General features: G+C 70.1%; 25 protein-coding genes and 1 pseudogene. 15 read left to right on the top strand and 11 right to left on the bottom strand.

Translation table 11 applies throughout. From position 1 onward, the window contains the following. Positions 1-30 precede the first annotated feature (30 nt). The 4 genes from ACIQ7Q_RS00265 to hemL form a co-directional block, all read right to left on the bottom strand. A complete protein-coding gene (locus tag ACIQ7Q_RS00265) occupies positions 31-630 on the bottom strand; it encodes a TlpA family protein disulfide reductase (RefSeq protein ID WP_403854590.1) in 600 nt (199 codons plus the stop codon). 68 nt (positions 631-698) lie between these two features. Continuing rightward, complete coding sequence (locus ACIQ7Q_RS00260) at positions 699-1,949, bottom strand: hypothetical protein (protein ID WP_403854587.1); 1,251 nt, start codon at positions 1,947-1,949, stop codon at positions 699-701. Between the two features lie 160 nt (positions 1,950-2,109). Next, positions 2,110-2,757 (bottom strand): histidine phosphatase family protein, encoded by a 648-nt coding sequence (locus tag ACIQ7Q_RS00255; protein WP_403856369.1) that lies wholly within the window; start codon positions 2,755-2,757, stop codon positions 2,110-2,112. Between the two features lie 98 nt (positions 2,758-2,855). After that, on the bottom strand, positions 2,856-4,172 hold the full coding sequence (gene hemL, locus ACIQ7Q_RS00250; protein WP_403854584.1) for a glutamate-1-semialdehyde 2,1-aminomutase: 1,317 nt from the start codon (positions 4,170-4,172) through the stop codon (positions 2,856-2,858). A gap of 116 nt (positions 4,173-4,288) precedes the next feature. Between hemL and ACIQ7Q_RS00245 the strand changes: the two genes are divergently transcribed. Further along, positions 4,289-4,843, top strand: a complete 555-nt coding sequence (locus tag ACIQ7Q_RS00245) for a hypothetical protein (protein ID WP_356637346.1) — start codon at positions 4,289-4,291, stop codon at positions 4,841-4,843. Between the two features lie 79 nt (positions 4,844-4,922). On the opposite strand, the gene ACIQ7Q_RS00240 is transcribed toward ACIQ7Q_RS00245, so the two are convergent. Further along, positions 4,923-5,783: a glycosyltransferase family 2 protein gene (locus tag ACIQ7Q_RS00240; protein WP_403856367.1), complete on the bottom strand. Its 861-nt coding sequence runs from the start codon at positions 5,781-5,783 to the stop codon at positions 4,923-4,925. A gap of 190 nt (positions 5,784-5,973) precedes the next feature. Between ACIQ7Q_RS00240 and ACIQ7Q_RS00235 the strand changes: the two are divergent. The 3 genes and pseudogenes from ACIQ7Q_RS00235 to ACIQ7Q_RS00225 form a co-directional block, all read left to right on the top strand. Then, a pseudogene (locus tag ACIQ7Q_RS00235) lies at positions 5,974-6,111 on the top strand (AraC family transcriptional regulator); the annotation flags it as partial. A gap of 70 nt (positions 6,112-6,181) precedes the next feature. Beyond that, a complete protein-coding gene (locus tag ACIQ7Q_RS00230) occupies positions 6,182-6,724 on the top strand; it encodes a GNAT family N-acetyltransferase (RefSeq protein ID WP_403854581.1) in 543 nt (180 codons plus the stop codon). 111 nt (positions 6,725-6,835) lie between these two features. Next, positions 6,836-7,561, top strand: a complete 726-nt coding sequence (locus ACIQ7Q_RS00225; RefSeq protein WP_403854578.1) for a Mut7-C RNAse domain-containing protein — start codon at positions 6,836-6,838, stop codon at positions 7,559-7,561. A 261-nt stretch (positions 7,562-7,822) separates the two neighbouring features. Here ACIQ7Q_RS00225 and ACIQ7Q_RS00220 read toward each other — a convergent pair whose 3' ends face one another. Continuing rightward, a complete protein-coding gene (locus ACIQ7Q_RS00220; RefSeq protein WP_403854575.1) occupies positions 7,823-8,308 on the bottom strand; it encodes a hypothetical protein in 486 nt (161 codons plus the stop codon). A 118-nt stretch (positions 8,309-8,426) separates the two neighbouring features. Here ACIQ7Q_RS00220 and ACIQ7Q_RS00215 point away from each other — a divergent pair, with 118 nt between their 5' ends. The 6 genes from ACIQ7Q_RS00215 (at position 8,427) to ACIQ7Q_RS00190 (ending at position 13,760) form a co-directional block, all read left to right on the top strand. Further along, a complete protein-coding gene (locus tag ACIQ7Q_RS00215) occupies positions 8,427-9,191 on the top strand; it encodes an SDR family NAD(P)-dependent oxidoreductase (RefSeq protein ID WP_403854571.1) in 765 nt (254 codons plus the stop codon). Continuing rightward, on the top strand, positions 9,191-9,724 hold the full coding sequence (locus ACIQ7Q_RS00210) for a GNAT family N-acetyltransferase (protein ID WP_403854569.1): 534 nt from the start codon (positions 9,191-9,193) through the stop codon (positions 9,722-9,724). The genes ACIQ7Q_RS00215 and ACIQ7Q_RS00210 overlap by 1 nt, the downstream gene beginning before the upstream one ends. Positions 9,725-9,815: 91 nt before the next feature. Further along, positions 9,816-10,655, top strand: coding sequence for an aldo/keto reductase (locus ACIQ7Q_RS00205; protein WP_403854566.1), 840 nt, complete (start codon positions 9,816-9,818; stop codon positions 10,653-10,655). A 103-nt stretch (positions 10,656-10,758) separates the two neighbouring features. After that, positions 10,759-11,163 carry a DUF6153 family protein gene (locus ACIQ7Q_RS00200; protein WP_403854563.1) on the top strand — a complete coding sequence of 135 codons (405 nt, stop codon included), beginning with the start codon at positions 10,759-10,761 and terminating at the stop codon, positions 11,161-11,163. 124 nt (positions 11,164-11,287) lie between these two features. After that, positions 11,288-11,923: a DUF305 domain-containing protein gene (locus tag ACIQ7Q_RS00195; RefSeq protein WP_403854560.1), complete on the top strand. Its 636-nt coding sequence runs from the start codon at positions 11,288-11,290 to the stop codon at positions 11,921-11,923. Between the two features lie 208 nt (positions 11,924-12,131). After that, entirely contained in the window at positions 12,132-13,760 is a 1,629-nt protein-coding gene (locus ACIQ7Q_RS00190) for an alpha/beta hydrolase (RefSeq protein WP_403854557.1), read from the top strand. A 75-nt stretch (positions 13,761-13,835) separates the two neighbouring features. Here ACIQ7Q_RS00190 and ACIQ7Q_RS00185 read toward each other — a convergent pair whose 3' ends face one another. After that, entirely contained in the window at positions 13,836-15,029 is a 1,194-nt protein-coding gene (locus ACIQ7Q_RS00185; protein ID WP_403854554.1) for an RtcB family protein, read from the bottom strand. Positions 15,030-15,236: 207 nt separating this feature from the next. Between ACIQ7Q_RS00185 and ACIQ7Q_RS00180 the strand changes: the two genes are divergently transcribed. From ACIQ7Q_RS00180 to ACIQ7Q_RS00170, 3 genes are all read left to right on the top strand, one after another. Beyond that, positions 15,237-16,145, top strand: coding sequence for a DUF3558 domain-containing protein (locus ACIQ7Q_RS00180; protein WP_403854551.1), 909 nt, complete (start codon positions 15,237-15,239; stop codon positions 16,143-16,145). Positions 16,146-16,316: 171 nt separating this feature from the next. Further along, positions 16,317-17,033, top strand: a complete 717-nt coding sequence (locus ACIQ7Q_RS00175; RefSeq protein ID WP_403854548.1) for a DUF3558 family protein — start codon at positions 16,317-16,319, stop codon at positions 17,031-17,033. Between the two features lie 222 nt (positions 17,034-17,255). Beyond that, entirely contained in the window at positions 17,256-18,647 is a 1,392-nt protein-coding gene (locus ACIQ7Q_RS00170; RefSeq protein ID WP_403854545.1) for a DUF2637 domain-containing protein, read from the top strand. Positions 18,648-18,678: 31 nt separating this feature from the next. On the opposite strand, the gene ACIQ7Q_RS00165 is transcribed toward ACIQ7Q_RS00170, so the two are convergent. Both ACIQ7Q_RS00165 and lysS read right to left on the bottom strand, forming a co-directional pair. After that, positions 18,679-18,876, bottom strand: coding sequence for a hypothetical protein (locus tag ACIQ7Q_RS00165; RefSeq protein ID WP_403854542.1), 198 nt, complete (start codon positions 18,874-18,876; stop codon positions 18,679-18,681). A 136-nt stretch (positions 18,877-19,012) separates the two neighbouring features. Then, complete coding sequence (lysS, locus tag ACIQ7Q_RS00160; protein WP_403854539.1) at positions 19,013-20,743, bottom strand: lysine--tRNA ligase; 1,731 nt, start codon at positions 20,741-20,743, stop codon at positions 19,013-19,015. Between the two features lie 160 nt (positions 20,744-20,903). Here lysS and argS point away from each other — a divergent pair, with 160 nt between their 5' ends. Continuing rightward, positions 20,904-22,667: an arginine--tRNA ligase gene (argS, locus tag ACIQ7Q_RS00155; RefSeq protein WP_403854536.1), complete on the top strand. Its 1,764-nt coding sequence runs from the start codon at positions 20,904-20,906 to the stop codon at positions 22,665-22,667. A gap of 31 nt (positions 22,668-22,698) precedes the next feature. Here argS and ACIQ7Q_RS00150 read toward each other — a convergent pair whose 3' ends face one another. Beyond that, positions 22,699-24,090 (bottom strand): helix-turn-helix domain-containing protein, encoded by a 1,392-nt coding sequence (locus ACIQ7Q_RS00150; RefSeq protein WP_403854533.1) that lies wholly within the window; start codon positions 24,088-24,090, stop codon positions 22,699-22,701. 207 nt (positions 24,091-24,297) lie between these two features. Here ACIQ7Q_RS00150 and ACIQ7Q_RS00145 point away from each other — a divergent pair, with 207 nt between their 5' ends. Continuing rightward, positions 24,298-25,041, top strand: a complete 744-nt coding sequence (locus ACIQ7Q_RS00145; protein ID WP_403854530.1) for a DUF4232 domain-containing protein — start codon at positions 24,298-24,300, stop codon at positions 25,039-25,041. A gap of 23 nt (positions 25,042-25,064) precedes the next feature. On the opposite strand, the gene ACIQ7Q_RS00140 is transcribed toward ACIQ7Q_RS00145, so the two are convergent. Then, positions 25,065-25,334 carry a DUF1876 domain-containing protein gene (locus ACIQ7Q_RS00140; RefSeq protein WP_403854527.1) on the bottom strand — a complete coding sequence of 90 codons (270 nt, stop codon included), beginning with the start codon at positions 25,332-25,334 and terminating at the stop codon, positions 25,065-25,067. Between the last annotated feature and the right edge of the window lie 186 nt (positions 25,335-25,520).

Here is a 25,520-nt window from a genome sequence, read left to right as displayed (position 1 = left end):
TCGGACCCTGCGGCCAGAACCTCCACAGGATCACTTCTCCGCGATCAGCGGGTCGATCATCTTGCGGAGTCCCTTGTCGTCGAGCGCCTTGAGCGAGCGCGCGGCGATCTTGCCGTCGCGGTCGAGAACGATCGTGGTGGGAATGGCCTGCGGGTTCAAAGTGCCCTTGGGGAAGCCGTTCACGATCAGTTTCCCGATCGGGTCGTACAGACTCGGGTACTCGACGCCGTAGTCCTTCTCGAAGTTGATCGCCTTCTGCTTCTTGGGATCACGTGTATTGATCCCCACGAACGCGACGCCCTGTGCCTCGGTCTCCTTCGCCACCTTCGCGAAATAGCGCGCTTCCGCACGGCACGGCCCGCACCATGATCCCCATACGTTCAGTACGACGACCTTGCCCTTGAGGCCGGCGACGTCGAGCCGCTCGCCGTCCAGGGTTTCGCCCGCGAGCTTCGCGGGCGCTTGGCGCTCGCCCTTGGGGACGGTGGAGATGCCACCGGTGTTGGTGACGAAGTTGGTGTCGCCGCCGCCACCGGACTTTCCACCGTCGCCGCAGGCGGACAGGGTGAGCGCACCTGCGGCGACCAGGGCGGTCAGCAGGGCGGCGCGGGGGGCACGGCTATGGCTCATGTGAAAAGTTTCGCATGGCGCCCGCGCAGATCTTCCGCACCCCCCTGCGTGCCCGATTGGGCCCGTTGTCAAGCGGCCTTAAAGAATGCGTTCCAACCACCGGCCGGCGCTTGGCCGACTTCGAGGGTACGCAGCTTGGCGAGCACCCGGGGGTCCTGCACATCGAGCCAGTCGCAGAACTGACGGAAGGACACCAGCCGTACGTCCTTCTTGCCGGCCATCCTCTTGAGCGCTTCCTCCACGGCGTCCATGTAGATGCCGCCGTTCCACTGCTCGAAGTGGTTGCCTATGAAGAAGGGCGCGCGATTGGACTCGTAAGCCCTGTTGAAACCCGCGAGATAGGCGTCCGTCGCCTGCTTCTTCCAGCCCGGATAGCGCGAAGGCATCCCGTTGGTCGAATTCTTCGACTGGTTGGCGAGCATGTTGTAGTCCATGGAGAGCACTTCGAAGGAGTGGCCGGGGAACGGCACTGCCTGAAGCGGCAGATCCCAGATGCCCTGCTTCTTGTCGGGCCACATCTGGCGCCCGCCCGGCGAGCTCGCGTCGTAGCGCCAGCCCAGCCGCTTGGCCGCCGGCAGCAGTTTCTCCTGGCCGAGCAGACAGGGAGTGCGGGCGCCGACGAGTTCCCTGCGGTAGTCGAAGGGCAGCGGATCGATGTCGTGCCAGCCACTGTTCGTACGCCATTCGGTGACGAACTTCACAGCCTGGTCGATCTCGTTCTCCCAGTCCGCGGTGCTCCAGTTGCCGACGGATCCAGAACCGCCGCAGAAATGGCCGTTGAAGTGGGTGCCTATCTCATGGCCGTCGAGCCATGCCTGGCGTATGTACTTCAACGTGTCCTTGACGTGGCCGTCGGTCAGGTAGCCGATGTCGGACGCGCCGATTTTGTTGTTGGGCGGCCGGTAGAGCGACTTCTTCGACTCCGGCAGCAGATAGACCCCGGAGAGGAAGAAGGTCATCCCCGCCCCGTGATTCCTGGCGAGTTCGAGGAAGCGCGGGAAGAGGCCGTTGCCGACTTCACCCGCCCCGTCCCAGGAGAAGACCACGAATTGCGGAGGCGTCTGGCCGGGTTCGAGCGGGACGGGCCGCGCCGGCTGGTGCGGCTGCTTTCCCGTATCGACGGTCGAGCCGTCACCGATCGGGCGGCCGGGGGTCTTGGAAGGGGAGGGCTTGCCGCCGCCCTGGCCCGGGTCGCCACCCTTCACGGAGTCGTTATGTCCGTTTCTTCCCGAGCTGTTGGAGCCGCAGCCCGCCACCCCCACTGCCGCTGCGGCTCCAAGTCCCGCCCCGAGCAGACCCCTTCGGCTGATGTCCCGCATATCGTCCCCATTCCGCGCCCTCTTGGTCCGGAGAGCCGTTGTTCAACCGGCCCAACAAACCGGCACAGGGTGAGATGCGCTGCGGAACACGAGGGTTCCGGGGACTTCTGCCTATTTTTCTTGAACGCCGGTGATCGTCCGCCGGACGATCAACGATCGGCTATGCGCCGAATGCCTTGCTCTTGCCCTTCACGGGCCTTGCGCCCGCCAGAAGATGCGGCGGAACGAGATCCCGGGCCGGCTCCGTGTAACCCACGGAGACAATCCTGTCGCCCTGGAATGTGAACGTGGTCAGCGAGGCGAGCGTGCACTGCCGGCGGCGCGGGTCGTGCCACAGCCGGCGCTTCTCCGCAAAACTGCGCACGGTCCAGATCGGCAGCTGATGGCTGACACAGACCGCCTCGTGTCCGCGGGCCGCGTCCCGAGCCGCCTCCAGCGCCGCCATCATCCGTACGACCTGCTCCACGTACGGCTCGCCCCACGACGGGCGGAACGGGTTGGTCAGATGCTTCCAGTTGGCCGGCTTGCGCAGCGCGCCGTCGCCGACGCCGAACGCCTTGCCCTCGAAGACGTTGCCCGCCTCGATCAGCCGCTCGTCCGTGTCGAGGGTCAGGCCGTGCACCTTGGCGATGGGCACGGCGGTCTCCTGCGCACGCTCCAGCGGGGACGCGACGACGTGCGTGATGTCCCGGCCCGAGAGATGCTCGGCGACCCGGTCGGCCATCTGCCGGCCGAGCTCGGAGAGGTGATAGCCGCTGCGGCGGCCGTACAGGACACCGTCCGGGTTGTGCACCTCGCCGTGGCGCATCAGGTGCACGACGGTGATCTCGCCGGCGTCGCGCTCGACGTCGGCGTTCTGCTCGGCGGCCCGCTCCACGGCTTCGTCCAGGGCACTGCGCTCGGCGCTCATGCGGTGGCCTCGGCAGCGGCACGGGCGGCGGCCGGCAGCGCGGCGGCGATCCGCTCCACGGCGCGCTCGTCGTGCGCCGTGGAGACGAACCACGACTCGAACGCCGACGGCGGCAGGTAGACGCCCTGGGACAGCATCGAGTGGAAGAACGCGTTGAAGCGGAACGCCTCCTGCTTCTTCGCGTCCTCGTAGTCCCGGACCTCGGTCGCCGTGAAGAAGACCGAGAACATGTTGCTCGCCGTCTGCAGGCGGTGCACGACGCCCTCCTTGGAGAGCGCCTCCGTCACCAGCGCCTGGATCTGGCTCGAGACCGCGTTCACCTTCTCGTACGCGGCGTCGTCGAGGAGCCGCAGCTGCGCGAGGCCCGCTGCGGTGGCGACGGGGTTCCCGGACAGCGTGCCCGCCTGGTAGACGGGACCGGCCGGCGCGAGGTGCGCCATGACGTCCCTGCGGCCGCCGAACGCCGCCGCCGGGAAGCCGCCGCCCATCACCTTGCCGAAGGTCATCAGGTCGGGCGCGACACCGTCGACGCCGTACCAGCCCGCCTTCGAGGTACGGAAACCGGTCATCACCTCGTCGGAGATGTACAGCGCGCCGTTCTGGGCGCAGGCGGCCTTGAGGCCCTCGTTGAAACCGGGCCGCGGCGGGACGACACCCATGTTTCCGGGCGACGCCTCGGTGATCACACAGGCGATCTGGCCGGCGTTGGCGTGGAACGCGGCGTGCACCGCCTCGAGGTCGTTGTAGGGCAGCACGATCGTGTCCCCGGCCTGGGCGCCCGTGACACCGGGCGTGTCGGGAAGACCGAACGTGGCCACACCCGACCCGGCCGCGGCCAGCAGCGCGTCCACGTGGCCGTGGTAGCAGCCGGCGAACTTGATGACCTTCGGCCGGCCGGTGAAGCCGCGGGCCAGCCGGATCGCGGACATCGTCGCTTCCGTACCGCTGGAAACCAGCCGAACCTGCTCGACAGGCTCGACACGGGACACGATCTCCTCGGCGAGGGCGACCTCCCCCTCGCCGGGCGTGCCGAACGAGGTGCCGCGCGCGACGGCCGCGTGCACCGCCTCCAGCACGGCCGGGTGGGAGTGCCCGAGGATCATCGGTCCCCACGAGCACACGAGGTCGACATACTCGCGCCCGTCGGCGTCGGTGAGGTACGGACCGGTACCGGACACCATGAACCGGGGCGTACCACCCACGGCGCGGAATGCACGGACGGGAGAGTTCACGCCGCCGGGCGTCACGAGGGACGCGCGGTCGAAAAGCGTCTGCGAAACTGGGGCGTCATAGGGAAAGCTCACGGAATCCATGGTCTCAGAGGCTCCGACGTATCTGCGGACAGGTGTTTCACCGGACGTTCGTGGGGGAGGTCACTGTCACGATGATCGGGTTGCGCGGCGGGGGCTGCGAGTGGTCGGGTGGAGATATGCATCGCGGTGGCGGACTGGGCGAGGGGACCGACGACCTGGGTCCTGAGCCGGCTCGGCGTGGAAAGCACCGGCGAGGCGAAGCGGATGAGCCCGCGGGAGGCAGGAGCGGCCGAGTGGGGGTGACCTACAAGTATTTCGGCGCGCCCGACGGAGCCACTGCCGCGCGGGTGCCGATCTCCATGCGCCCCGAGGAGCTCGGGGGCGACGAGCTCGGCATGGGCGGGATGTTCACGAAGATCAAGCCGGAGACCATAGCCGCGATGGTGCTCACCGGCATCCAGGGCATGCCGCTGAACAAGGTTCCGCCGCTGGAGCTCGTAGTGCTGCACCCGGACTACGCGGTGGTGAAGCTGCCGATGACCGTGGTCGACCCGCTGCGGGGCATCGGCGAGGAGTCGGTGGGCGCGGCGGCCTTCATATGGTCGACGGTCCCGGACCGCGGGGGGCCTCGGGACGCGTTCAACGTGTACCAACTGCTCCACGAATGGCAGGATTTCAGCCACCGTCTGCACGAGGCGGGGCACCAGCCTTACTGCCTGGTCTGGCCCTGACCGATCCGCTGTGACCAGCGGATCTCCGGCAGCCCCGGCGCCGGTGACGTTCAGACCCCCGGCGCTCAACCACGGGCGCTCACACCACCGGCGGGCGGCCCAGACGCGCCATGAGCCAGACCGTGCTCCACCGCATCGGCCGCCGCTCACCGCACGGCGTACGGACACCCTCCGCGAACCCGCCGAACCAGGCACGCAGCCCCGGCGCCGACCGGGTGCGGGCCAGCGTGAGGGCCGTCCAGGCGCCGAGGTAGACCGGCACAAGGACCGCCGGCAGGTTCCGCTTCGCCAGCCAGACGCGGTTGCGAGCCGTCATCCGGTAGTAGACGCCGTGCCGGGTCGGTGGCGTGCGGGGATGCTGGAGCACCAGCTCCGGCGAGTAGAGGATCTTCCAGCCGTCGTCGAGGGCCCGCCATGCGAGGTCCGTCTCCTCGTGCGTGAAGAAGAAGTCCTCCGGCCAGCCGCCCACCCGCTCCAGCATCTGCATCGACAGGGCGTGCCCGCCGCCGAGGAACGTCGTCACCTGACCTCCGCGCATGGGGTCCGTCCTGCCGATACGAGGCACATGCCGGCGCTGCGTGAAGCCGGTCTCGTCGGCGATGCGGAAGCTGACGATGCCGAGCGCGGGATCGGCGTCGTACATGTCGGCAATGCGGCTGAACACGTCGGACGCGATGAGCAGTCCGTCGTCGTCCAGGTCGACGAGGACGTCGACGTCCCCGAACTCCCGCAGTCGATCCATGGCGACGTTGCGCCCACCGGAGACGCCCAGGTTCTCGGCGAGTTCGATTCCCGTCACACCGGGCGGCAGTTCGGGCAGGGCCGCGCCGTTGGAGACGACGACCACGCGCGTCGCGGGATGGTCCTGTGCGGCGACGGAGTCGAGCAGCGCCCGCAGTTCGGTGGGGCGTGTGCCCATCGTCAGTACCGCCACACCCATACGCGCTCGGGTCACGTCCGCATCTCCATCTGCCAGTCGCCGTCGGTGAACGGCGAGCTTAACCAGATGTGTCGTGACGATGTACGGAGGCGAGCCCGGGGGTGCCGCCACGGCGGGCGCGATGGCGGGCCGCCGGCCGCGACCCCGCGTGGCAGCGGCCGTAGCGGAACCGCCGTAGCGCGCGGAGGCGAGCGGCGGCCCGGCCGACGAAGTCGACTGGGCCCGCCTCGCCGCTGAGCTGCGGTACAGCGACCAGGCGCACCTCGTACGGGACTTCACGGCAACGGTGGGCGTGCCTCCGGCGGCGTACGCGAGGACGGACCGGTAGCAGCCCCTGCCGGTCGAACGGCACCCGCGTCCGGTGTCCGCTGTCGGACCCGCGCCCTACAGTGCGGAACATGGACGGCACAGCATCGGCGGTACGGATCGAGCCCTGGTCGGAGAGCGACCTCGACCTGTTGCGCGCGGCGAACGCGCCGGAGCTGATGGACCACCTCGGAGGCCCGGAGACGGAAGACCAGCTACTCACCCGCCACCGGCGGTACGTCGACCTGAGCTCCGACCGCACCGGGCGTGGGCGGATGTTCCGGATCCTCCTCGACACCGGCGAACCGGGCGGCGGCCGGCCCGCGGGCACGGTCGGCTTCTGGGAGCAGACCTGGGAGGACGAGCAGGTGTACGAGACGGGATGGAGCGTCCTGCCGGGCTTCCAGGGCCGTGGGATCGCGACGGCGGGAACGCTGGCGGTGGTCGAGGCGGCGAGGGCCGAGCGCAGGCACCGCTTCCTGCACGCTTTCCCTTCCGTCTCCAACGGCCCGTCGAACGCGGTGTGCAGGAAAGCCGGTTTCTCGCTCGTCGGCGAGTGCGACTTCGAGTACCCGCCGGGCAATCTGCTGCGCTCCAACGACTGGTGCATCGACCTGGGCCCAATCGAGGGCTGAGCGCCCGGTGGCGGCTGAGCGGGCGCTGCCCGCCGGTGGGCGGTGGGACAGGCGGCCCGGCCGCGCGGAAGGTCCTGGCAGAGCCGCTGCGTCCGATGACATGCTGACGCTGTGAACGGACCGGAGATCACCATCGACGTCGCCCCCGAGCTGCGACTCTTCGTCCCGTCGGACTACCGGCAGGGGCGTACGTCCCTGGCCACCGACGGCTCGTCGACACTCGGCCATGTCGTGGAGTCGCTGGGCGTGCCGCTCACCGAGGCGGGCCGACTGCTCGTCGACGGCCGTCAGGTCCCGGTCTCACACATCCCGGTCGGCGGAGAGCACGTCGAGGTGTGCGGCGTCGACCGCCCGCAGCAGGTTCCCGGCGCCCCGCTCCGTTTCCTCCTCGACGTCCACCTCGGCACGCTCGCCCGGCGGCTGCGCCTGCTCGGCGTCGACGCGGCGTACGAGAACGAGGACATCGGCGACCCGGCGCTCGCCACCCTCTCCGCGGAGGAGCAGCGGGTCATGCTCTCCCGCGACCGCGGACTGCTGCGGCGCCGCGAGCTCTGGGCCGGCGCGTACATCTACAGCGACCGTCCCGACGACCAACTGCGCGACGTGCTGGAGCGGTTCGCCCCCACGCTCGCGCCCTGGACCCGGTGCACCGCCTGCAACGGCCCGCTGAAAGAGGCGGACAAGGACTCCGTCCAGGAGCAACTGCAGCAGGGCACGCAGCGCTCGTACGACATCTTCGCGCAGTGCACGGCCTGCGGCCGCGTCTACTGGCGCGGCGCCCACCACGCCCGCCTCGAGGCCATCGTCAAGGACGCCCTGCGCACCACCGGCGCGTAGGGCTTACGCCGGTCCGGCGACTGCCGCCTCACGGTCAGGGCGCGGACACCCCGACCGGCCGCCGCCGGACCGGAGTCGTCCGACCCGGAGCCGTCCGACCCGGAGCCATCCGACCCGGAGCCATCCGGGCCGGGGCCCTCCGGGCTGCGACCGTTCCCACCGCGGCCGCTCCCGGCTGCCGCTCCCCACCGGACCGCTCAGGGCTTCTCGCCGGTCACGGTGACCGGCCCCACCCGTCCGGCCGGCGCCGCCGCCGCCGCGTCAGAAGACGTACGGGTCCCCGGTGGCCGGCGCCAGCACCCGGTGCTCGTTGTTGTACGGGTTGCGGTCGCTCGCGCCGCCGTTCCAGGCGGTGCCGATCCGCACGACGACCTCGTGCGGGCCGCCCACCGTCCACAGCTCCAGGCGAAGGCTCCGGCCCGGCCCGGCCGCACGCAGCGGCCCCGTCGCGCAGAGCAGTTCGCGCTCCCCCGCCCGCAGACAGCCGGGCGGCAGGTGCGGCACACTGGCCGACGGCACCGACAGGGACAGCCGTACGGTCGCGTCCGGCAGGTTCGAGGGGCCGTGGTTCCGGGACGTCACGGCGATCTCGATCCGGTCCCCGCCGACCAGGACATGACCGTGATGGGCCACGTCGGACTCGGGCGCGATCATTCCCCCGTCAACGCCCGCACTCGCCGCCCCCGAGCCGACCACCAGCCACACCGCCGCAGCCGCGACCGGCAGCGCCTTACGCATCGCACTCATAGCCAGAAGATACCTACCGCCCGGATTTGCGCGTGATTGTCTTCCCCTCCGGCGCGCCCCCCGAACTATTCTGATCACCCGTAGATCAACATCGATCACACGCGCGAGGAGCCAGTACATGACCACCGCCGGGAACCCTGTCGCCGTCGTCACCGGAGCCAGCAGCGGCATCGGCGCAGCCACCGGACGCCAACTGGCCGCCGCCGGCTTTCACGTCGTCCTCACCGCCCGCCGCAAGGACCGCATCGAGGCGCTCGCGGCCGAGCTCACCTCCTCCGGCCACCAGGCCACGGCATACGCCCTCGATGTCACCGACCGCCCGGCCGTCGACTCGTTCGCCGCGAGCCTCGACCGCTGCGACGTCCTCGTGAACAACGCCGGCGGCGCCCTCGGCGCCGACCCTGTCGCCACCGCCGACCCCGCCGACTGGCGCCGAATGTTCGAGGTCAACGTCATCGGCACGCTCAACCTCACGCAGGCACTGCTCCCCGCCCTCACCGCCGGCGGAGACGGCACCGTCGTGGTCCTCTCCTCCACCGCCGGGCTCACCACCTACGAAGGCGGCGGCGGTTACGTGGCCGCCAAACACGGCGAACACGTTCTCGCGGAAACCCTCCGTCTGGAGATCGTCGGCACCCCGGTCCGGGTGATCGAGGTCGCCCCCGGCATGGTCAAGACCGAGGAGTTCGCCGCCACCCGCTTCCGCGGCGACACGGACAAGGCCGCCAAGGTCTACGCAGGCGTAGCGGAACCGCTCACCGCCGACGACGTGGCCGACACCATCACTTGGGCCGTCACCCGCCCGTCGCACGTGAACATCGACCTCCTCGTGGTCCGCCCCCGCGCCCAGGCATCCAACTCGAAGGTGCACCGGGAGCTGTGATGACCGACGCCCTCACGATCACCCGACTCGTGCCGGCCGACCTGCCCGCCGCCGCGCCCGGCCTCGCCGCGCTCCTCCTCGACGCCGTGGACGACAACGCGTCCGTCGGCTTCACCGCGTCCCTCACCGCCGAACAGGCCGCAGCCTGGTGGGCGTCGCTCGACTCCGACCTGCACGAAGGCCGCGTCGCGCTGTGGGCGGCCCACGACCGCGACCGGCTCATAGGCACCGTCCAGCTCAGATCCGAGACGTCACCCAACGGCCGACACCGCGCGGAGATCGCCAAGCTCCTGGTCCACCGCGTCGCCCGCGGCCGTGGTGTCGCCCACCGGCTCCTCGCCACGGCCGAGCAGTTCGCCCACGTCTCGGGCCGCACCCTGCTCATGCTGGACACCCAGACCGGCAGCGCCGCCGAGCACCTCTACCGGAGGGCAGGCTGGACCCCTCTCGGCACGGTCCCCGACTACGCCGCAGACCCCTCGGGCACGCTGCGTCCGACGACGTTCTTCCACAAGTCCCTGGCCGGGCGGTAGGCGGTCTGGGGTCAGGGGTCGGTCGGAAAGCCGATAGACGGGGCCAACTCCGCTGTTAGCGTTGCCGCTTGAGCGAGGGGCGGAAACAGCGATGGCATCGAACGCGTTCCACATCGGCGGGGACCTGACCGTACGACGGCTCGGCTTCGGAGCCATGAGATTGCCGACGGAGCCGGGCCCTGCCCGTGAAGCGTCCCTCGCGGTCGCCCGGCGGGCAGTGGAACTGGGCGTCACGCTGATCGACACCGCCCATTTGTACGGCGGAGGTGCGAACGAGGAGCTCCTCGCCGAGGCCCTGTACCCGTATGCGGACGGGTTGCTCATCACCACCAAGATCGGCGTCGCGCGCTCGGGGCCCTCTTCCGAGTGGAGGCTCGACGGGCGCCCGGACGTCCTGCGTCTCCAGGTCGAGCACGCCCTGCGCCGGCTTCGTGTCGAGCGGCTCGAACTGCTCCAACTGCACCGCATCGACCCGGAGGTTCCGCTCGCCGACCAGCTCGGCGCACTGCGGGAGCTGCAGTCGGAGGGCAAGGTCGGGCGCATCGGGCTGTCCGAGGTCACCGTCACCGAACTCGACGAGGCGCGGAAGATCGTCGACGTCGTGAGCGTGCAGAACCGGTACAGCCTGGTCGACCGCGAGCACGAGCCCGTGCTGGCGGCGTGCGAGGCGGCGGACATCGCGTTCCTGCCCTGGCGGCCGGTCGCCGGAGCGGCGTCGGGTGCGACGGCCGAGATCGAGGCGGTGGCGGCCGAACTCGGTGCCAGTCCGGCGCAGGTCTCGCTGGCGTGGCTCCTCGACCACTCCCCGGTCATCCTCCCGATCCCGGGCACCTCCCGTATCGACCATCTCGAGGAGAACGTCGCCGCCGAACGTCTCCGGCTGGCCCCGGCCCAGCGCGACCGCCTCGACCGGCTGCCCCAGCAGCCCTAGCCGCAACGGCGACTCCGGTGCCTCACGGCACTCCACGCCGCATCGGTGGCTTCCCCGGGCCGCCACGCCCGTGAGCAGAACGCCCCGCCCGTACGATGAGCCGGTGACCTTCGCCGCGCCGCCGACGAGCCGCCGCCCTGCCGGGCGCGGCTTCGTACTGTTGGTGTTGGCTGTGCTGGCCGGCGTGCTGGGCATGCACGCGCTGGGTCCCAGCCCGGTTCCGGCGGCGCAGGCCGGTGTCGACCACGCCATGGTCATGGCCTACGCGCAGGGTGTCTCCGTCGAGGCCGGGGATTGCTCGCACACTTCCGGCGGATCGGACCATCTCGATCATGCCGATGGAAACTGCGCCGCGACCGGAGTCGGATCCTCTTACACCCCGCCCGTGCTGAACCATGGGTTCACCGATGCCCCCGCTGCTGTCGAACTGCTCGGTGGCGCGCAGGAGTCGGCTGTGAGTACCCGGGCTCCACCGGACCTGTCCGAGCTGCAACTCCTCCGGATATAGGGCACGGCCTGCACGGCACCTCCTCGCCCCGGTCTTCCCGGGAAGCGGTGCCGATGCTTCGCCACACCCTCTACCCGTACTCACGCATGCCTTGAAAGGGCTGCGTGCAAAGGAGTTGCACCCCATGAAGAGCAAGCGTTCGATGATCCGCCGTGCCACCGCCGTTGCCGCTGCCGGTGCGGCTGCCCTGGTGCTGGCCGCCTGCGGCGGCAGCAGCGACGACAGCTCGACCGGACACGACGGACGACACCCCTCGAAAACCCCGTCGGCCTCCGCATCGGCTGCCCGGGGGCAGCACAACGCGGCCGACGTCACGTTCGCCAAGGGGATGGTCCCCCACCACCGGCAGGCTGTGGAGATGGCGGACCTGGCGCCGACCCGGGCGGAGTCGGCCGAGGTGAAGAAGCTCGCCGAGGAGATCAAGAAGGCTCAGGCCCCGGAGATCAAGACGCTGTCGGGGTGGCTGGCCTCCTGGGGTGAGGAGGTGCCTGCGGAGGGCGCCATGGACCACTCCACGCACGGTGATGCCGGCGGCATGATGACCGCCGAGAAGATGGAGAAGCTGGAGAACTCCTCGGGCAAGGCGTTCGACACCGCCTTCATGGAGATGATGATCAAGCACCACGAGGGTGCGGTCCAGATGGCGAAGACGGAGCAGCAGGACGGTTCCCACCAGCCCGCCACGGTGATGGCCGACGCGATCGTCACCTCCCAGAGCGCCGAGATCACCCGGATGAACAAGCTCCTCGGCAAGCACTGACCCTCACAGAGCCGATACGGGCGGGTGCCGCAGCGGCGCCCGCCCCCTCCGGCATACCGGCCTTCCCCTCCGCCTGGACACCACGTGATCACGCCTTCGGCCGCAGTCGGCTCGCGCGCGTCGCCGGGCCGCGATGTCGTTGACCCGGATGCGTGCCGACGCCCGTCGCATGGGTGGCATCGGGCGCTCAGCCGTGAAGGGACAAGGCATGCACATATCCGGGCCCGTAGCGGGCCGCCGACGCCGTGTCGCTGTCATCGCCGCAGTGATGACCTGCTCGACGGCACTGACGACGGCACCGACCGGCCAGGGCCTCGTCGGCGCCGACGGTACGCCCGCGCCTTCGGTGGCCGCTCGGCAGCTGGACTGGAAGTCCTGCGTGCAAGGCAGTGAGTTCGACTGCGCGACCGCGAAGGTGCCGCTGGACTACAGCAACCCAGGTGGGCGCACCATCGAGCTGGCAGTCGTCAGACGGAAGGCGACCGGCCCCGCCCCGCGCATCGGCACGCTGTTCTTCAACCCGGGCGGTCCCGGCGGGCCCGGGACGGTACAGATGCCGCAGAATTACGAATCCTTCCCCCGCGAGGTGCGGGAGCGGTTCGACATCGTCAGCTGGGATCCCCGCGGGGTCGGCAGCAGCACCGCGGTGACCTGCTTCGCGAGTCCCGAGGAAGCCGCCGAGTGGGGTGCGACCAAAGCGGTCGGCTTCCCGGTGGGCGGAAAGGAGCGGACGGCCTTCATCGGCGCGTACAAGGATCTGGTCCGGCGCTGTGAGCAGCGTGACCCAGAGCTCCTGCGCCATGTGTCGACCGCGGACACCGCTCGCGACCTCGACCGGCTCCGTCAGGCGGTGGGCGAGCCGCAACTCACCTACCAGGGGATCTCCTACGGCACGATCCTGGGCGCCACCTACGCCAACCTGTTCCCGGACAAGGTCCGCGCCATGGTCCTGGACAGCAACATCGACCCGCAGGCCTGGACGAACCACGCGTCCGACGCCGATCCGCGGCTCACGACCCCCCTGCGCATGGGCTCGGACCGCGCCGCGGCAGCAACGCTGCAGCAGTTCCTCACCCTGTGCGGGTCCGCGACCACCGCCCGCTGCGCGTTCTCCGCCGGCAGCCCGAAGGCGACCAAGGACAAGTTCGACCAGCTGATGCAGCGGCTCCGGACGCAGCCCGTGGGCGATTGGACGTACGCCGGCACGGTCGCCGACGTCGTGAGCAGCCTCTACGTCGTCCACCCCGGGTGGGCGGAGCTCGCCGGCAGGCTGCAGACCCTGTGGCAGGGCCGCGTGGCGGAGCCGTCCCCGTTCCCGCCCGAGCCTGCGGTCCCGAATCCGAAACCGTACCTGGGCGAGGAACAGGGCGCCGCGGTGCTCTGCGGCGACAGCCCCAATCCGCGTGACCCGGGTGTCTACCACGCCATGGAGGAGGCGAGCGCCGCCGCCGCGGGCGACGCCGGACGCTTCTGGACCTGGTCCGCCATGGGGTGCGCCAATTGGCCGGTCACCGCGGACCGTTACCGCGGCCCGTGGAACAAGCCGACGGCCCGCCCCGTCCTGGTGGTCGGCACCGTCTACGACCCCTCCACTCCCTACTCGAACGCACAGGCCATGGCCAAGGAACTGGCCGACGCCCGCCTGCTCACCCACCACGGGTACGGGCACACGGCGCAGATCAACCCCAGCAGCTGTGTCCGGGCCCACGAGAGCCGCTACTTCATCGAAGGCACTCTTCCGCCGGCCGGAACGACGTGCCGACCGGATTCGCTGCCCTTCTCCGCGCCCAAGCCGAGCGGCGGCGTCGCCACCGGCGGCGGCGGGACGGCCGGCTGACACGCCGAACGAACAGCAACAGGCCCCGGACCGCAGTCGGTCCGGGGCTCTGTCGATCACGCGCGGCGCTGGACGTCAGCCCTTCACACAGATGACCTGCTTCAGCTTCGCGACGACCTCGACCAGGTCCCGCTGCTGGTCGATGACCTTCTCGATCGGCTTGTACGCACCCGGGATCTCGTCCACGACGCCGGAGTCCTTACGGCACTCCACGCCCCGCGTCTGCTCCTCGAGGTCCCGCGTCGAGAAGCGCCGCTTCGCCGCGTTGCGGCTCATCCTGCGGCCGGCGCCGTGCGACGCCGAGTTGAAGGACGCCTCGTTCCCGAGACCCTTCACGATGTACGAGCCGGTGCCCATCGAGCCCGGGATGATCCCGTAGTCGCCGCTGCCGGCGCGGATCGCGCCCTTGCGGGTGACCAGCAGGTCCATGCCTTCGTACCGCTCCTCCGCCACGTAGTTGTGGTGGCAGGAGATGACCGGCTCGAAGGTCACCTTGGCATTGCGGAACTCCCTGCGGACCACTTCCTGGAAGAGGCCCATCATCACCGCGCGGTTGTACTTCGCGTACTCCTGGGCCCAGAACAGATCGTTGCGGTACGCCGCCATCTGCGGGGTTTCGGCAATGAAGACGGCGAGGTCCCGGTCGACCAGGCCCTGGTTGTGCGGCAGGGTCTGCGCCACCCCGATGTGGTGGTCCGCCAGCTCCTTGCCGATGTTCCGCGATCCGGAGTGCAGCATGAGCCACACCGAGTCGGACGTGTCGATGCAGAACTCGACGAAGTGGTTGCCCGCGCCCAGCGTCCCCATCTGCTTGGTCGCCCGCTCACGGCGGAACTTGACCGCGTCCGCGATGCCGTCGAACCGGCCCCAGAAGTCGTCCCAGCCGCCGGTCGGGAGGCCGAAGACCCTCCCGGGGTCCACCATCTCGTCGTGCATCCCGCGTCCCACCGGGATCGCCTGCTCGATCTTGGAGCGGAGCCGCGAAAGATCACCCGGCAGGTCGTTCGCGGTCAGCGACGTCTTCACGGCCGACATGCCGCAGCCGATGTCCACACCGACCGCGGCCGGGCAGACCGCCCCGTGCATCGCGATCACCGAGCCGACCGTCGCGCCCTTGCCGTAGTGGACGTCGGGCATCACGGCGAGGCCCTTGATCCACGGCAGGGTGGCGACGTTCCGCAGCTGCTGCATCGCGACGTCCTCGACCGATGCGGGATCGGTCCACATACGGATCGGGACCTTCGCGCCCGGCATCTCTACATACGACATAGTTTCTCAATTCCCCCGAAAAGGCTTGAAACGCAAAATCCGGACCGAATGGCAGCGAAAGACCCAGCCGACCGGCGGTTACGGCAGCGTGTGCGATAGACATTGTGTCCACCGGCCTCCGGCGGGCGGCAACCAGTTTTCGCCGTGACAGCGACGCGGAGCACCGACAGCGAACCAGACGGAAGACAGACAGAAGGGAGCCTGGACGTGCAACGAAAGGCCTACGTGCCCGGCATGGCGGCGCTCCTTGCGTCGCTCGTCACCGGCTGCACCGCCGGCGACGGCACCGAAGGCTCCGGCATCGAGTCCAAGGCGGGCGCGGCCCAGGCCTCAGCGGCGCCCCCCGGCAAGTACCGCACGCTCCTCGAGCCCTGCGCAGCCGTCGAGACCTCCACCCTGAAGGACCTGCTGCCGGGCGTCGTGACGCTTCCCGAGGAGCAGCAGCAGAAGGTGCTGCGCGGCACCGCGGCCGTCACGTACGACACGGACAGGCGGGTCGCCTGCAGCTGGAAGGGCGACGCCCCGGACGCGTCGCACCAGCTGAGGGTCGACTTCGAGCGCGTCGTCTCCTACGACCCGGCCGTCAGCGACGACGACCGTGCGCAGGAAGTCTTCCTGAAGAAGCAGGGCGACACCTCCGTCCCGATCGCCACCGCGTCCCCCGAGACCGGGCAGGAGGAGGACGCGGACGCCTCCCCGTCTACCGGGCAGAGCCCGTCCGGCGCAGGCACGGGTCAGCCCGGCGGCGAGGCCGGCGGCGAGAGCGACAGCGCACCGAAGCCCGGCGCCTCGACGGACACCGCGGCCGATGCCGACACCTCGTCCACGCCCGCGACGCCGCCCGGGTCACCGTCCGGCAGCCCCTCCGGGGAGGGCCTCGAGCCGCGGGTGCTGAGCGAGCTCGGCGACGCCGCGTTCCTCGACGATGTGCTCGGCCGGGCCGGTTCCACGGCTCAGCGGCGCACGGTGAGCGTGGTGTTCCGCACATCGAACGTGATCGTCACCGTCGTCTACGGCGAGCAGCCGGCCCTGTCGACGGAGGTCCCCGACAGCAAGGAACTGCAGGAAAAGGCGCAGAGCCTGGCCCGGAACCTGGCGGAGCAGTTCGACGAGTGAGCGGGCCCGCCGCCCGCTTCCGGCCGTTCGCGCCTTCCACGGTCCGGCCCAACGAAGCGCCGTGTCCGCGTACGGTGGCCTGGCCGGACGCTCCGGCGGGCCGGACGACCGCCCGGCGGCACGACGGCAAGAGCGACATACCGAACGACCGAACGACCCACTGAAGGAACCATGCCCCGTTCAGCCACGCGACTCACCCGCATACTCGCCTGCGCCGCCGTCCCGGTGATGCTCGTCGTCGCCGGCTGCTCGTCGGACTCCGACAGCGCGTCCAAGGACGCCGGTTCGTCCGCCTCCGCCACCCCCGAGGCGAAGAAGTCCCCGGCCGTCGCCCCCGCCAAGTTCGCCAAGCTGCCGGACCCCTGCGACTCGATCACGAAGAAGACGATCGAGGACCTGGTACCGGGCGCCAAGTCCAAGAACGGCACGACCGGCAAGTCGTCGGACATCGCACGGCGCGGCAGCTGCTCCTGGAACGGCCTGGACGACAACGGCGTGAAGGGCTCGCAGTACCGCTGGCTCGATGTCTCGTTCCTCCGTTACGAGTCCGACGCCACCCTCGGCCTGAGCGCCGAGCAGCGCGCCGCGGAGTCGTACGAGAAGGAGATCGAGAAGGCCAAGGGCACGGAGGGCGCCAAGAGCGTGAAGTCCGCGCCCGTGTCCGGCATCGGCAACGAGGCGACGACGGTCAACTACACGCTCCGCAAGACCGACGAGGACTTCGTGTACGCCACGGTCGTGACGCGCACCGAGAACGGTGTGATCACCCTCACCTACAACGGCACCGGTTACGCGGGCGCGAAGAACCCGTCGTCCTCCGACCTGACGAAGGACGCCCAGAAGGCGGCGAAGGAAGCCGTGGCCGCTGTCGCCACCGCCAACAAGTAGGCACGGGCGCAAGCAGACCCGAGCGCAAGCAGGCGCGGGTACAAGCAGGCCCGGGCGGCCGCGTGCCGGGGGCGGTCGGCCCCGAAAGCGGCCGCGTGCCGGGTACAAGTGCATAACGCCGGGAGGCCGGAGGGGCGGACTCCGGTGGCATGTGCCAGGCTGTGCCCGCCCGTTCAGGCATTTGCTTCGGGCTCCGGTTCAGGATTTGGGGAGGGGTCGCGGGTGGCCGCGATGCAGCTGACACGCACACACCGAATACTCATCGGGGTCGTGGTCGCGGGCGCTTTGGTCATTGCCGCAATCGGCTTCGCGGGCTCGTACGCCGCCGTGCGCGAGCTGGCGGAGCAGAAGGGCTTTGGCGACTTCTCCCTCGTCTTCCCCATCGGCATCGACGCGGGCATCTGTGTGCTGCTCGCGCTCGACCTGCTGCTGACGTGGATGCGCATACCGTTCCCGCTGCTGCGTCAGACGGCCTGGCTGCTGACGTTCGCGACGATCGCCTTCAACGGCGCGGCGGCTTGGCCGGACCCGCTCGGCGTGGGCATGCACGCGGTGATCCCCATCCTGTTCGTGGTCGCCGTCGAGGCGGCCCGACACGCCGTGGGCCGGATCGCGGACATCACGGCCGACAAGCACATGGAGGGCGTGCGGCTCACCCGTTGGCTGCTCTCCCCCATTCCCACGTTCAAGTTGTGGCGGCGGATGAAGCTGTGGGAGCTGCGCAGCTACGAGCAGGTGATCAAGCTCGAGCAGGACCGGCTGATCTATCAGGCCCGTCTGCAGGCGCGTTTCGGCAGGGCGTGGCGGCGCAAGGCCCCGGTCGAGGCGCTGATGCCGCTGCGGCTGGCCAAGTACGGTGTGCCGCTCTCGGAGACCGCCCCGGCGGGCCTGGCGGCCGCGGGTGTCGACCCGGTGCTGCTGCCGCCCGCGCCGGTGGCGCAGTCCGCGGCGCAGCCGGAACTGCCCCGTGCCACCGAGCTGCCGCGGCAACGCGAGGACGACCGGACCGCGGCCGGCCCGGGTCGGCAGCCGCGTCGGTCGGAAGGACCGTCGGAGGGCCCGGCGGGTCCGGCGGAGGAGGCGTTCGAGGGTCCGGGCTCCCATGAGAGCCCGTGGTTCGCGGCCCCGCAGGTCCCGCAGGAGGCGTACGAGAGCGCGTACAACCCGACGTACGTCGAGGGTTTCGAGCCCCATCCGGTGCCGGTCCCTGCGGGTCCCGGCCGGACGCGCCCGCTCGGCTCCGGCCCCGGGGTCCCCCAGCCGCAGTTCTACGAGCCGGAGCCGGCCGCGCCCTACGGCGACTCCTTGGCGGACGAGTCCGCCGACGCGTACCGGAGCGGCCCGCAGCCGGACGCCCGGTCCCAGCAGGACGCCGGGCCCGACTCCGTCGCCGAGGACACCGCCGGGGACGCCGAGTTCGCGGAGGCGGCCTACCCGGCCTTCCTGGAGTACGTGAACGAGTACCAGGATTACCCGAGCGCCGAGCACCTCGACATACTGCTCGCCGATCGCCACGGGGTACGGCACCCGCGCAGCACCGCCTTGCTCAAGCGTCTGCTGCCCGGGTTCCAGAAGCGCCTGCAGGCCGAGCTCGAAGACGAACACATCGCCTGATGGGGGCCGAGGGGCGCGGACGCAGGAACCTTCAGGCGCGCTTCTTGGCCGTCTCGCCGTACACGGCGAGGGCCAGGCCCGCGACAGCGAGCACCGCGTAACCCGCCGTCGGGACCTCCCACCACTTCCTGAGCAGACCCCACGGCCCGTCCCCGAACGTCCGGCCCGCCACTCCGAGTACGCCCTGGATGCCGACGACCCAGCCGATGATTGCCACGATTTCCCTCATGGCTCCACGGTCTCCCGGCGCCGCGCCCGTTTCGTCGTGCGCACGACCGAACCCCGGGTAGGCCGAAGGATGCAGAAACGCAGGTGGAGGGCCTCACCCCGACGGGGTGAGGCCCTCCACCTGCGAGGGTCGGCCGTCAGACGGCGAGCAGCTTGCGCACCCGGTCCGCGCCGACCGCCAGCAGCAGCGTGGGCAGGCGCGGGCCCGTCTCCCGGCTGACCAGCAGGCGGTAGAGCAGAGCGAAGAACGACCGCTGGGCGATCTTCAGTTCGGGGGTCGGCTTGGCGTCCGGCTCCAGGCCCGCCATCACCTTGGGCACGCCGTAGACGAGCGTCGTCAGACCGTCCAGCGACCAGTGCGTGTCCAGTCCTTCGAGCAGCAGCCGCAGCGATTCACGGGCCTGGTCGTCGAGAGAGGCGAGCAGCTCGGTGTCTGGCTCGGAGCGGACGACGGTCCGGGCGTCGGCCGGGACCTGGGTGGTGATCCAGTTCTCAGCGCAGTCCAGCCGCGGGCGGGCCTCGTCCAGCGAGGTCAGCGGGTTCGCGGGGTCGAGGTCGCTGAGGATGCGGATCGTCTGCTCGTCGTGGCCGGCGGTGATGTCGACGACCGAGGCGAGCGTGCGGTACGGCAGCGGGCGCGGTGTGCGGGGCAGCTCACCGGCCGCGGTGCGGACGGCGCGGGAGTACGCGGCGGCGTCGGCAGGAAGGGCGGTGCCGTCCTCGACCTTGGCGGCGAGCTTGTCCCACTCGTCGTAGAGCCGCTGGATCTCCTGGTCGAAGGCGATCTTGAAGGACTGATTGGGCTTGCGGCGCGCGTACAGCCAGCGGAGCAGCGGCGCCTCCATGATCTTCAGCGCGTCGGCCGGAGTGGGCACGCCGCCGCGCGAGGACGACATCTTGGCCATGCCGCTGATGCCGACGAAGGCGTACATCGGACCGATGGGCTGAACGCCGTTGAAGATCTCGCGCACGATCTGGCCGCCGACGACGAACGACGAGCCCGGGGAGGAGTGGTCGACGCCGCTGGGCTCGAAGATCACGCCTTCGTAGGCCCAGCGCATCGGCCAGTCGACCTTCCAGACCAGCTTGCCGCGGTTGAACTCGCTCAGCCGGACGGTCTCGTTGAAGCCGCAGGCCGTGCAGACGTAGGCCAGCTCGGTGGTCTCGTCGTCGTACGAGGTGACGGTGGTGAGGTCCTTCTCGCACCGGCCGCAGTACGGCTTGTACGGGTAGTAGCCGCCCGCGCCGCCGCCGTCGTCCTCCGCGGCCGCGCCGGAGCCCTCCGCAGCCTCGAGCTCGGCCGCGTCGACCGGCTTCTGCGACTGCTTCGCGGGCGCCTTCTTGGTGCGGTACTGGTCGAGGATCGCGTCGATGTCGCCGCGGTGCTTCATCGCGTGCAGGATCTGCTCGCGGTAGGCCCCGGCCGTGTACTGCTCGGTCTGGCTGATGCCGTCGTACTCGACGCCCAGCACGTCCAGGGCCGCGGTCATCGCGGCCTTGAAGTGCTCGGCCCAGTTCGGGTACGCGGAGCCGGTGGGCGCGGGGACCGAGGTGAGCGGCTTGCCGATGTGCTCGGCCCACGACTCGTCGATGCCCTCGATACCGGCCGGCACCTTGCGGTAGCGGTCGTAGTCGTCCCAGGAGATCAGGTGGCGGACCTCGTGCCCGCGCCTGCGCACCTCGTCGGCGACCAGGTGCGGGGTCATGACCTCGCGGAGGTTGCCCAGGTGGATGGGGCCGGAGGGGGAGAGTCCGGAGGCGACGACGACCGGTTTGCCAGGCGCACGTCGCTCCGACTCGGCGATGACCTCGTCCGCGAAACGGGAGACCCAGTCGGTCTCGGTGCTGCTCTGAGCCACGGTCGGCACGTCCTTCTTCCTCGAATGCTGGGTTGAGCTCCCGGCCATTCTCCCAGACGGAGGACCTTCCTTTGGGCCTGCCGGGCCGGGGCCATTCTTGCGGGAAACGGCTTGCCCCTCCATGGGATACTTGACAACCGCAACAGCCCCCTGACAGGAACGGAAGCTCATGGCCTCGGTCCCTTCCCTCGCTTCGACCGTGCAGCAGCGCCTCGCGGACGCCCTCTCGGCAGCTCTGCCGGAGGCCGGGTCCGTCGACCCCTTGCTGCGACGAAGCGACCGGGCCGACTTCCAGGCCAACGGCATCCTGGCGCTCGCGAAGAAGCTCAAGGGCAATCCGCGTGAACTGGCGACCAAGGTCGTCGACGCCATCGGCGCCGACGACGTCGTCAAGGACATCGAGGTCTCGGGCCCCGGCTTCCTGAACATCTCGATCAGCGACAAAGCGATCATCGAGACGCTGGGCGACCGCGCGGCGGACGACCGCCTCGGCGTGCCGTACGCCGAGAACCCGGGCACCACGGTGATCGACTACGCCCAGCCGAACGTGGCCAAGGAGATGCACGTCGGTCATCTGCGGTCCGCGGTGATCGGTGACGCGATGGTGCAGATCCTGGAGTTCGCGGGCGAGAAGGTGGTCCGGCGCCACCACATCGGCGACTGGGGCACTCAGTTCGGCATGCTCATCCAGTATCTGATCGAGCACCCGCACGAGTTGGACCACAAGGACGGAGTCTCCGGCGAGGAGGCGATGTCCAACCTCAACCGGCTCTACAAGGCCGCCCGTGCCCTCTTCGACTCCGACGAGGAGTTCAAGGCCCGCTCGCGCGACCGGGTGGTGGCGCTCCAGTCGGGCGACGAGGAGACCCTCGCGCTGTGGCAGAAGTTCGTGGACGAGTCGAAGATCTACTTCTACTCGGTCTTCGACAAGCTCGACATGGAGATCCGCGACCCCGACGTCGTCGGCGAGTCCGGCTACAACGACATGCTCGACGAGACCTGCCGCATCCTCGAGGAGTCCGGTGTCGCCGTGCGCTCCGAGGGCGCGCTGTGCGTGTTCTTCGACGATGTGAAGGGCCCGGACGGCAACCCGGTCCCGCTGATCGTCAAGAAGTCCAACGGCGGCTACGGCTACGCGGCCACTGACCTGTCCGCCATCCGCGACCGCGTGCAGAATCTCAACGCGAACACGCTGGTGTACGTGGTGGACGCCCGTCAGTCGCTGCACTTCAAGATGGTCTTCGAGACCGCCCGCCGGGCCGGCTGGCTGGGCGACAAGGTCAAGGCCGTACAGCTCGCGTTCGGCACGGTTCTCGGCAAGGACGGCAAGCCGTTCAAGACCCGTGAGGGCGAGACGGTGCGTCTGGTGGACCTCCTCGACGAGGCGATCGACCGGGCGACGGCCGTCGTCGCCGAGAAGAGGGAGAAGGTCGGCCTGACCGACCAGGAGGTCGCGGAGAACGGCCGGTACGTGGGCATCGGCGCGGTCAAGTACGCCGACCTGTCGACGTCCGCGGTGCGCGACTACAAGTTCGACCTGGACCAGATGGTGTCGCTCAACGGCGACACGTCGGTCTACCTCCAGTACGCGTACGCCCGTATCCAGTCGATCAAGCGGAACGCGGGCGAGCGGCGCCCTGCCGCGCACGCCGAACTGTCGCTCGCTCCGGCGGAGCGGGCGCTCGGTCTGCACCTGGACCAGTTCGGCGAGGTGCTGGCCGAGGTGGCGTCCTCGTACGAGCCTCACAAGCTGGCCGCGTACCTGTACCAGCTGGCCTCGCACCTGACCACGTTCTACGACCAGTGCCACGTGCTCAGCGAGGACAACCCGGCGGAGGTCGTGGAGAACCGCCTCTTCCTGGTCGACCTCACCGGGCGCACGCTGCACCAGGGAATGGCGCTGCTGGGCATCCGGACGCCCGAGCGCCTCTGATCAACATGATGCGGCACACTGGCCGGACGGGTCAGCGAGCGACCCACTCGCTCTTGTCCGGCCAGTAGTCGTACATGGGGCGGCCTTCGGCCGCACTGATACGGAACGGCCTGCCGTCGTCGTCGACGCGGACGGTTCCGTGCCGGTCGCCGCTGCTCCAGGCGACCTCCAGGTACCAACTGACGTCGTGGGCCTCGGTGTGCACGTCGAAGTTGAGGACCTGCGGATCGTTGGACGCCACCTTGTACGGGAAGTCCTTGGCCGGCACGGTCAGGTCACCGTCCGTGCCGGCGACGGGCTCGGCGACGGGCCGTCCGGCGTCGAGGTCGACGTCGAAGGTCTGCGGGGTGACACCGCTGCCGCACCCCTCGCCCATCGAGTACGCATCCCAGGCGAGCGGTGCATTGCGCGCCACCGTCCGTACGTGCACGGCGTTGATGACGACCGAGTCCTGTGTCCTGCCGGTCGCGGTCAGCTGCAGCTGCATATGTCCCGCGTCGACGCCACCGAACGGGCGTGCCCAGCGCCGGTGGTCCTGCGGGGCGGGCGGCGGCGGCACACCGTCCGGCTTCCGGTCCAGCAGGTAGTACTGGCCGCACGGCGAGGCCCAGTTGTACGAACTGATCCCCACCCGCAGTGGTACGCCGCCGGTTTTGGCGGGGGCCTTGCCCTGCTCGGTTTCTTCCGCCGACGGGCTCCAGCCGCGGGACGCGCTCGTGGAGGGGCTGCCGCTCGGGGAGGGGCTCGCCGACGCGGGGACGGAGACGGAGGCGGAGCGAGACGGTGCGCCGACCCCGGCCGGCGGCGCGGCGCCGGCAGGCCCCTTGCCCTTCGCCTCCGAACCGCCGGAATCGTCCGCGCCGTTCGCGAGGACCGCCACGGGAACGGCGACGGCGATGACGGCGGCCGCGGCCAGGACCACGAGGACGCTCTTGCGACGGAGGAGGGTCGCGGGGGCGACGGGCGCAGCGCCCGGCGAGCCGTCGGCGACGGTCAGGGGCTCGGGTTCTGCGGGGCCGGCTTCCGGGGTGCGACCCGCCGGGGCCCCGACGGTCTCGGGAACCGCCTCCGGGCCCACCGCCCCGACGCTCTCGGGAACAGCCTCCAGGCCCACCCCCCCGACGGTCTCCGGTACCACCGGCGGGGCCGCCTCCGCCCCGGCGCGACCACGTCTGCGGGCCTCGTCCGCGAGGATCCACCGCCGGTGCAGAGCCACCAGCTCCTCGCTCTGGCCACCGCACAGCCGCGCCAGCCGTTCAACGGGAGCGAAGTCGGCCGGAACGGCATCGCCGTTGCAGTAGCGGTGCAGCGTCGAGGTGCTGACGTGCAGCTTGCCGGCCAGCACTCCGTAACTGAGACCGGAGCGGTCCTTCAACCGCCGCAGCAGGGCTGCGAGTGCCTCGGCCTCAGGTGTCGTCGCCACCGTTCTTCTCCCCCACGTCGCCCCACTGCCGCGTCCCGGAACGGCGTTCCAGGGATGGGCCTGCCGCCCAGGTCAGATTACGCGCAGGCGTTCCGGTGTCCCCAATGGTCCATGGGGCGTTGCGGCGGAATTCGGCCCCCGCCCAAGCTGTGGTCACGCCGCAAGGCAACGACAGAGAACGACCTACCAACGGGGAGATCCACCACCATGCGCACCAAGCTGATCCGCTCCACGGCCGTCGCCGCCACCGCCCTGATCGCGGCCCTGTCGCTCACCGCCTGTCAGAACGACGACGGCGCTCGGGACGAGGGCGCGGCACCGTCGGCAGGCGCCTCGTCGACGCAGAAGCCGACCACGGGCACGACGGACCCGGCGAAGTCGACGAGCCCGTCGGCCGACAAGCCCGGCAACGGAGCGAGCAACGGAGCGGGCAACGCCGACGGCGGAAAGGGCGGCTCGAACGGCGATGGAGGCGGCAAGGCGACCGGAGGCAGCCAGGCCGGCGGCTCGGACGATTCCGGCCCCGTCATGACCGCCTGCGGCGACGACGTGAAGGTCACCTACAGCGCCGTTCGTCGCCCCATCAACCACGCACTGCTCACCATGACCAACACCGGCTCCAAGCCGTGCAACGCGTATCACGCGCCGCTGCTGCGTTTCGACGAGGCGCAGGCAGCGACCGCGATCAATGCCGGCAGCAAGCCGCAGGCCGTCGTCACCATCGCCCCCGGCGAGTCCGCCTACGCGTCGATCATGCTGGCCTCGGCCGACGGCAGCGGAACGGACGGCCGCACGGCGGCGAAGCTCGCAGTGAGCTTCGCGCCGCGCAGCGGCTCCGGCTCGACGGGCGCCGTCCCGGCCATGATCAAGCTGCCGGCCGGTACGTACACCGACACCACCACGACCGTCACCTACTGGCAGAACTCGATGGACGACGCCCTCATGCACTGACCGCGGGCATCGTCACCGGCCGGTCACCGGAGCTCGTGCGAAGGCCTCCCTGCCGCTTCGTCGATCTCCGTGTGAGCCTTCTGCAGCAGCTGGGAGGCGAGGTCCATCAGGGCCCGTGCGCCCGCGATCTCCTCGCCGACCAGCAGCTGCGGCTCGTCGGACCGGTGGCGATTCGCGTTTCCGTGACCGCGGTATTCCGTGCCGTCGCCGAGCCTCACCATGGCGGCCGCCCTCGTGCGGTCGCCTTCTTCCTTGAACTCCATCTCTATGTGCCATCCGACCAGTGTCTGCATGACGGATCACCTCCAGCGGTACCCCTTCAAGGGTGCGCCGCGCGGTCGCTGATCGCGAGCTGTCACCACCAGGCCCTTCCGGACTTACCCGGAAGTCACATTGGTCTATACCTTGACTCGATCACGTCAAGCGCGCTTGAGTGGGGCGCACAGCCCCCCACCGCGGCCTGGCCCGGGCAGCAACTG

It is taken from the genome of Streptomyces sp. NPDC096176 (genome assembly GCF_044763255.1).
GTDB lineage: Bacteria > Actinomycetota > Actinomycetes > Streptomycetales > Streptomycetaceae > Streptomyces.
Note: the sequence above shows the minus strand (reverse complement) of the source record. Positions and strands in the feature narration are given on the sequence as shown.